This is a genomic window from Synechococcus sp. EJ6-Ellesmere (assembly GCF_024345875.1).
GTDB lineage: Bacteria > Cyanobacteriota > Cyanobacteriia > PCC-6307 > Cyanobiaceae > Regnicoccus_A > Regnicoccus_A antarcticus.
Window position 1 is genome coordinate 1 of the sequence record NZ_JAGQBY010000166.1, and the last position, 6732, is coordinate 6732.

Consider the following 6732-nt stretch of genomic DNA (forward strand, 5'->3'; position numbering starts at 1 on the left):
CACCGGCTGGTTTCAGCGCTGATGGCGGGCGAACCGGGGCTGGGCGACCCCAGACCCCTCTGGCGCCGGCACTTCCGCCAGCGGCGGGCTGATCAGCCTGAGGCGCAGAAGCGGCTGCTGCTGGGTCATGCCCTTAGTGGGGTGCCCCCGATGGTCAGGGCAGACCAGCGGCTGGGGCTCTACTGGCCCCTGGCAGGTGAGCCGGATCTGCGTGAGCTGGCCTGGGTGCTTCCAGACCGGCTGGCCCTGCCCGCCATCCGGCCTACGGCAGGAGAGCGAAGGCTCCGCTACGAAATCTGGCAGCCCGGGGATTCGCTCCAGCCCGATGCCGCGGGGGTGCTGGCACCAGCGCTGGCGGGCACGCCGCTGCCGGCCACGGCCCTTGGCCTGCTGCTGGTGCCGGCCCTCGCCTTCGACCGCCGCGGCTTCCGACTGGGTTATGGCGGCGGCTGGTTCGACAGGTTGCGGGCTGATCCCTGCTGGCGCTCGGTGCCGGCCCTGATCGTGGCCCCCGCCTCCTGCGCCGTGGAGCAGTTGCCGAGGGATCCGTGGGACGTTCCCTTCGACGGTTGGCTCAGCGACGGGGGGATCGAATGGTTGCAACCTGTTGAGAGGCCCGGACTGTGGTGATCCACGCGCCGATCCTTTGCCAGGATCCCCAGGTGCGACCCCCAGCTTCCTTGGACCTCAGCTTCGATCACTCCCGCCCATCACCCGCCCGCCGCGTCGGTGCCACCGCGATCGGGTCCGGCACGGTGCCCGAGCGGGTGATGGCCGCGGAGCTGGGCCACCGCTCCCAGCCCAGTGAAGCCCTCTCGATGATGGTCAGCTCGATGGTCCGCATGGTTCAGGCCGGCAAGGGCCAGGCCGCCGGTAGCCGCTGGTCGGCCTCCTGAAGACGCTTTAACTTTGGGGAGCCTCCCCTCGGACGCGGCCACGCCCTGCCGATGACGACTCCACACTTCACCCGGCTTTGCAGCCTGCTTGCCCTCCCAGCCCTGGGGACTTTGGTTGGCTTGATGGCGGCCCCAGGCAGGGTCGAGGCCCACGCGATCGAGTCGAGCCTGGATCGGCTCGAATCCCTGAGGGAAGGGCTGATGCTTGAAAGCCACTTCTCCAATGGGGAACCCGTGAAGGGTGCCATGGTGCGGCTGGTGCCACCCAATGGGGGACAGCCCGTGGAAGTGGGTCAGATGAATGCCCAGGGGCGCCTCAGCTTCAACATGCCCCACGGCGCCGATGGCGACTGGGAGTTGCAGGTGGATGCGGGCCCCGGACACCGCGACTTCCTTGAGGTGCCCACCCAAGCGGGCCAGGCGCAGCTCGATCGGGTGAGCAGCGCCGATCCGGAGCTGAAGTCCACGCTGTTCTCGGCCCATCAACACAGCTCGCTGCTACTGATGGGCAGCATCACCGGCCTGGGCGCTGTGGTGGGTGGTCTGGCGGTGCAGCGGCGCCGCCGCAGCTGAGGGCAGGCGCCACACTGGGGCCACTTCCGCCCTGGCCCCATCCATGAGCACCGGCAGCGACAGCCTCGACGCGATCGTGGAGCGACTGCGCGGCACCAGTGACCCCAAGCGCCGCTACGAGTACGTGCTCTGGCTGGCCAAGAAGCTTGCGCCCTTGCCCGACGAATTCCGTCAGGAGGTGTTCAAGGTGAAGGGCTGTGTCTCCCAGGTGTATGTGGTGGGGCAGCTGGTCGACGGCAAGCTCCACTGGCAGGGGGATTCCGATGCCCAGATCACCAAGGGGCTGCTGGCACTGCTGATCGCCGGTCTGGAGGGCCTGGAACCAAACCAGGCCGCTGGGCTGGACCCCGGTTTTCTGGCTGAGACGGGCCTTCAGGCCAGCCTCACCCCCTCCCGCGCCAATGGATTCCTGAACATCCTGAAGATGATGCAGGCCCAGGCCAGGGGCCTGGCGACGGAATGATTTCTAGGATCATCGGTTTCGCGGCGCAATCGGCATGACCATTGGCATCGGCTTGCTCGGTCTGGGCACGGTGGGAGCCGGTGTCGCCGAGATCCTCACCTCCCCGGAAGGGCGCCATCCGCTGGTGGCGGAGCTGGAGCTGCGGCGCATCGCCGTACGCGATCTCAACCGGCCCCGGTCCGTGGCCCTGGCTCCCGAGTTGCTCTGCACCGACCCGGCCGAGGTGGTGAACGATCCCTCGGTGGAGATCGTCGTGGAGGTGATGGGAGGTCTGGAGCCAGCCCGCACCCTGATCCTCGCGGCGATTGCCGCTGGTAAGTCGGTGGTGACGGCCAACAAGGCCGTGATCGCCCGCCATGGCGAGGAGATCGCCGATGCCGCGGCCCGTCAGGGGGTTTACGTGCTGATCGAAGCGGCGGTGGGTGGCGGGATTCCCATCATCGAGCCCCTCAAACAATCCCTGGGAGGCAACCGCATCCACCGAGTGAGCGGCATCATCAACGGCACCACCAACTACATCCTCAGCCGCATGACGGATGAGGGGGCCGCCTACGCCGAGGTGCTGGCGGAGGCCCAAAGGCTGGGTTATGCCGAGGCCGACCCCGCCGCCGATGTGGAGGGCGATGACGCGGCCGACAAGATCGCCATCCTCGCCGGTCTGGCCTACGGCGGCTCGGTGGAGCGTTCGTTGATTCCCACCGCCGGCATCAGTGACCTGCAGGCGAGGGATGTGGGCTATGCCAGCCAACTGGGCTACCGGGTGAAACTGCTGGCAGTGGCCCAGCACCTGGGCACCGCGGCAGATGGCAGCGAATGCCTCGATGTACGGGTGCACCCGACGCTGGTGCCCGCTGACCATCCCCTGGCGGTGGTCAATGGGGTCAACAACGCGATCCTGGTGGAGGGAGATCCCGTGGGGCGGGTGATGTTCTACGGCCCCGGGGCAGGGGCAGGCCCCACCGCCTCGGCCGTGGTGGCCGACATCCTCAACATCGCCGGCATCCGCCAGGTGGGCGGCTCCGGCGGCGGGCTGGATCCGCTGCTGGCGGCCAGCCGCTGGCGCCGCTGCCGTCTGGTGGACAGCGCCCGCACCAGCCACCGCAACTACGTCCGTCTGCAGACCAGCGACCAGGCCGGAGTGATCGGCCGAATCGGCAGCTGCTTCGGTCAGGAGGAGGTCTCGATCCAGTCGATCGTGCAGCTGGAGGCCAGCGGCGGCCAGGCCGAAATCGTGGTCATCACCCATGAAGTGGAGGAGGCCCGATTCCAGGCGGCCCTCACCGCGATCCAGTCCCTCTGTGACGTTCAGAGCGTGGCGGCTTGTCTGCGCACCCTCTGAGGCCATCAGCAGACCTTCTTGTGGCGAGAACGAGTGCTCATGCCGCAATGGTTGACGGGCAGGGGCAGGGCAAGGCCAAGATGGAAACATTGCGCAAATTTGACGCGGATGCTGATGCCCTCACGTGACCACGGCAGCTGTCCAGATTGAACGCCACCTGAGCCACCCCTGCGAAACCCTGAGCCCATAACGGCCTCACAACTCTCATCCGCTTCCCGGTTCCCAGCCCTGACCGCCTTCCCTGCCAGCCCTGATCAGGGCAGCCGTTCGCCCCACCACCCCGCGACCGCCATGACCCTTCATCAGGGTGACTGCGTACACCTCGCCACCGATGTGGCCCTCAGCGCCGGTCTTCCGGGCGGCGAGTGCTCCTCCACCTGGACCATCGGCGAGACAGCTCAGGCCACTACTTATCAGGTGATCGGTGTGGATGCGCCCCGTGACCGCTGCTGGGTGCGGCGCTGGCCCCTGGCACGGCACGGCTCTCCGGTTTTTGAGGTGTCGATCCGCCAGGTGGAACTTCATCACCTGCCCCATTCCCAGAGCTGCTCGTCGCGGTCTTGAATGGGCGCCTCTGAGCACCCGGGAACATCCTGCACGCTTTGCCTGCCTTGAAGGGGCTGCGCTCGGTCTCCCTGCTGGCCGCCCTGCTGGTGCTGCTGCTGGGTTGCCAGCCCCAACGGCCCGGGGGGAGGCTGGTGGTGGGCAGTCGCACCAGGATCGATTCGGTTGACCCGGCGGCCACCTACAGCTTCGGGGCGCTGCAGCTGATCAGCGCGCTGGGAGATCCCCTCTATGTCATCGATGCCAAGGGCGAGCTGCGGCCCCGTCTGGCCACGGCCCTGCCGAGGCTGAGTCCGGATCGGCTCACCGCCTGGGTGCCGCTCCGGAAGGGGGTGCGCTTCCACGACGGCACCCGCTTCGATGCCGCCGCCATGGTGTTCACCCTGGAGCGCTTTCTGGCCATCGGCAAGCTCAGCTACCTGCTGGGGGATCGCATCGTTTCGGTGCGCGCCAGCGGCAGCCATGAGCTGGAGCTGAAGCTGCGGCGCCCTTTCACCGCCCTGCCCCAGCTGCTGAGCGCCGTCAGTCTCACGCCCCTCTCTCCCACCGCCTACCGAAGCCACGACAAGCGCTTCCTCAACGACCGCTTCGTGGGTACGGGCCCTTACAAACTCACCTTCTTCGCCGACCAGCAGCAACGGCTTGAGCCCTTCGCCGACTACTGGGGAGAGCGTCCCGCCAACAAGGGGCTCGATCTGGTCAACCTCAGCAACTCCACCGCCCTCTATGGGGCCCTGCGCAGCGGCGAGGTGGATGTGCTGCTCTCCACCAGCCTGGAGGGCGACCAACAGCTCTCGCTGCATCAGGACGCCCAGAAAGGGCGCTTGCTGGAAGGGGTGGGTCCAGCGCTGGAGATCGGCTACCTCACCCTGCTCAGCGACCAGCCGCCCCTGAAGAACCCCGTGGTGCGCCGTGCCATTGCCCACAGCCTCGACCATGAGCTGATCAGCCAGCGGGTGACCCATGGCCTGCGTCCACCGCTGCGAGATCTGGTGCCCCCCAGCCTGAGCGGCTCCGAACCCACCGCCTGGCCGGCCTATGACCCGGCGGAAGCCCGGCGGCTCTTCGAGCAGGCCGGCTACTGCCGGGGCAAGACGCTGAACCTGCCCTTCACCTTCCGCTCCAACATCCCCGCCGACAAGCTGTTCGCCCTGATCTGGAAGGAACAACTGCGCCGGGATCTGGGTGATTGCATCGTGCTGGAGGTGAGCGGGATGGAATCCACCACGGCCTACCGTCAGCTCGGCGAGGGGGCTTTCGCCTCGATCCTGCTGGAGTGGATGGGCGATTACCCCGACGCCGACAACTATCTCCAGCCACTGCTGGGCTGCGACAAGGCCGTGGGACAGCGCTGCCTGGAGGGACCCAGTGCCGCCAGCGGCAGCTTCTGGACCCGCCCTGGCCTGAACGACGACCTCCTCCTCAGTCAGAGCCTGGAGGGCGCCAAGCGGATCGAGCTGCTCCAGCGTCTCCAGCGGGAGACCGCCGCCGCGGCCCCCTACATCCCGGTCTGGCTGGTGGCACCCAGGGCCTGGGCCCAGGCCGGGCTGAGCACCCCGGTGTTCGATGGCTCCGGCCGTGTGGTGCTCAGCCGGCTCCAGCAGCGGCCTGCCGCTTCGAGGCCTGAGCCATGAGCCGCCGCCGCCAGCTGCTGGGCTATCTGGGCAGCCGGCTGCTGCTCGCTCCGGTGATGCTCTGGCTGATCGCCACCCTGGTGTTTCTGCTGCTGCGGCTGGCCCCGGGGGATCCCATCGATGCCCTGCTGGGCACCCGAGCGCCGGAGGCGGCGCGGCAGGCCCTGCGCCAGCAGCTGGGTCTCGACCAGCCCCTGCCGGTCCAGTACAGCCACTTCCTGGCCGATCTGCTCAAGGGCAATCTGGGGGAATCGCTCACCAACCAGACCCCGGTACTGGAGGTGATCCGCCAGAGCCTGCCGGCCAGCCTGGAGCTGGGGCTGTGTGCTCTGCTGATCGCCGCCGTGCTGGGGCTGGCGGTGGGCTTCAGCGGCATCGCCCGCCCCGAGGGCAAGCTCGACCTGGCCGGCAGGCTCTATGGCATCGGTACCTATGCCCTGCCGCCGTTCTGGGCGGCGATGGTGATCCAGCTGATCTTTGCCGTCTGGCTGGGCTGGCTGCCGGTGGGAGGGCGTTTCCCCGCCACCCTGATGCCCCCCAGCGGCAGCGGCTTTTATCTGCTCGACAGCCTGCGTGCCGCCAATCCCCAGCAGCTGGCCGGCAGCCTGCGGCACCTGGTGCTGCCCGCCAGCACCCTGGGCCTGCTGCTCAGCGGCATCTTCGCCAACGCCCTGCGGCTCAACCTCCGGCGGGTATTGCGCTCCGACTATGTCGAGGCGGCCCGCAGCCGCGGCCTCAGCGAAACCCGGGTGGTGCTGCGCCATGCCCTCCCCAATGCCCTCCTGCCGGTGCTCACGATCACCGGCATCACCGTGGCCTCATTGATCGGTGGCGCCCTGCTGATCGAGGTCACCTATTCCTGGCCCGGGATCGCCTTCCGTCTGCAGGAGGCCATCGGTCAACGCGACTACCCCCTGGTGCAGGGGATCGTGGTGGTGGTGGCAGCCCTGGTGGTGCTGGTGAGCGTGACGGTGGACATGCTGGTGGCGGTGCTGGATCCACGCATCCGCTTCTGACCCACTCCTTCAGGGGCCGATGCGGCTGCGCCAGCGCCGGGCGCTGCGGCCATCGAGCACATAGGCCGTCACGCCATCGCGGCTGCGCCGCTGTGGGGCCATCGGAATGGCCGTGTCCACCGACCCCAGGAAATCGGACGTGAGGCCGAGCAGTAGCTCCTGGACCCGCACCGTCTCCACCCCCACCAGGCCATCGCCGAGTCGCCAGAGAGCCTGCTCGTGCTCCTTGACGCGCACCACGGCAAAG

8 protein-coding genes and 1 pseudogene are annotated in these 6732 nt (G+C 68.2%); 8 read left to right on the forward strand and 1 reads right to left on the reverse strand.

Annotated elements, in window-relative coordinates; genetic code table 11:
- Window positions 1-21: 21 nt before the first annotated feature.
- The 8 genes from KBY78_RS14880 to KBY78_RS14915 all read left to right on the forward strand — a co-directional run bounded on the left by KBY78_RS14880 (window position 22) and on the right by KBY78_RS14915 (window position 6485).
- Window positions 22-630 carry a 5-formyltetrahydrofolate cyclo-ligase gene (locus KBY78_RS14880; protein WP_255144297.1) on the forward strand — a complete coding sequence of 203 codons (609 nt, stop codon included), beginning with the start codon at window positions 22-24 and terminating at the stop codon, window positions 628-630.
- 50 nt (window positions 631-680) lie between these two features.
- Complete coding sequence (locus KBY78_RS14885) at window positions 681-896, forward strand: hypothetical protein (protein ID WP_156776503.1); 216 nt, start codon at window positions 681-683, stop codon at window positions 894-896.
- A 51-nt stretch (window positions 897-947) separates the two neighbouring features.
- A complete protein-coding gene (locus tag KBY78_RS14890; RefSeq protein ID WP_255144296.1) occupies window positions 948-1469 on the forward strand; it encodes a hypothetical protein in 522 nt (173 codons plus the stop codon).
- Between the two features lie 43 nt (window positions 1470-1512).
- The gene (locus KBY78_RS14895) at window positions 1513-1932 is read left to right on the forward strand and encodes a SufE family protein (protein ID WP_006170334.1); all 420 of its coding nucleotides are present in this window, start codon (window positions 1513-1515) and stop codon (window positions 1930-1932) included.
- Window positions 1933-1966: 34 nt separating this feature from the next.
- A complete protein-coding gene (locus tag KBY78_RS14900; RefSeq protein WP_006170333.1) occupies window positions 1967-3271 on the forward strand; it encodes a homoserine dehydrogenase in 1305 nt (434 codons plus the stop codon).
- Window positions 3272-3562: 291 nt separating this feature from the next.
- Entirely contained in the window at window positions 3563-3835 is a 273-nt protein-coding gene (locus tag KBY78_RS14905; protein ID WP_006170330.1) for a hypothetical protein, read from the forward strand.
- Between the two features lie 47 nt (window positions 3836-3882).
- Window positions 3883-5469: an ABC transporter substrate-binding protein gene (locus KBY78_RS14910; RefSeq protein WP_255144298.1), complete on the forward strand. Its 1587-nt coding sequence runs from the start codon at window positions 3883-3885 to the stop codon at window positions 5467-5469.
- Complete coding sequence (locus tag KBY78_RS14915) at window positions 5466-6485, forward strand: ABC transporter permease (protein ID WP_006170328.1); 1020 nt, start codon at window positions 5466-5468, stop codon at window positions 6483-6485. The genes KBY78_RS14910 and KBY78_RS14915 overlap by 4 nt, the downstream gene beginning before the upstream one ends.
- Window positions 6486-6494: 9 nt before the next feature.
- Here KBY78_RS14915 and KBY78_RS14920 read toward each other — a convergent pair.
- Window positions 6495-6732, reverse strand: a pseudogene (locus KBY78_RS14920) (dienelactone hydrolase); the annotation flags it as partial.

Coding starts and splice junctions, on each gene's coding strand:
- KBY78_RS14880 (WP_255144297.1), top strand. CDS start 22: ATGGCGGGCGAACCGGGGCTGGGCGACCCCAGACCCCTCTGGCGCCGG.
- KBY78_RS14890 (WP_255144296.1), top strand. CDS start 948: ATGACGACTCCACACTTCACCCGGCTTTGCAGCCTGCTTGCCCTCCCA.
- KBY78_RS14895 (WP_006170334.1), top strand. CDS start 1,513: ATGAGCACCGGCAGCGACAGCCTCGACGCGATCGTGGAGCGACTGCGC.
- KBY78_RS14900 (WP_006170333.1), top strand. CDS start 1,967: ATGACCATTGGCATCGGCTTGCTCGGTCTGGGCACGGTGGGAGCCGGT.
- KBY78_RS14905 (WP_006170330.1), top strand. CDS start 3,563: ATGACCCTTCATCAGGGTGACTGCGTACACCTCGCCACCGATGTGGCC.
- KBY78_RS14915 (WP_006170328.1), top strand. CDS start 5,466: ATGAGCCGCCGCCGCCAGCTGCTGGGCTATCTGGGCAGCCGGCTGCTG.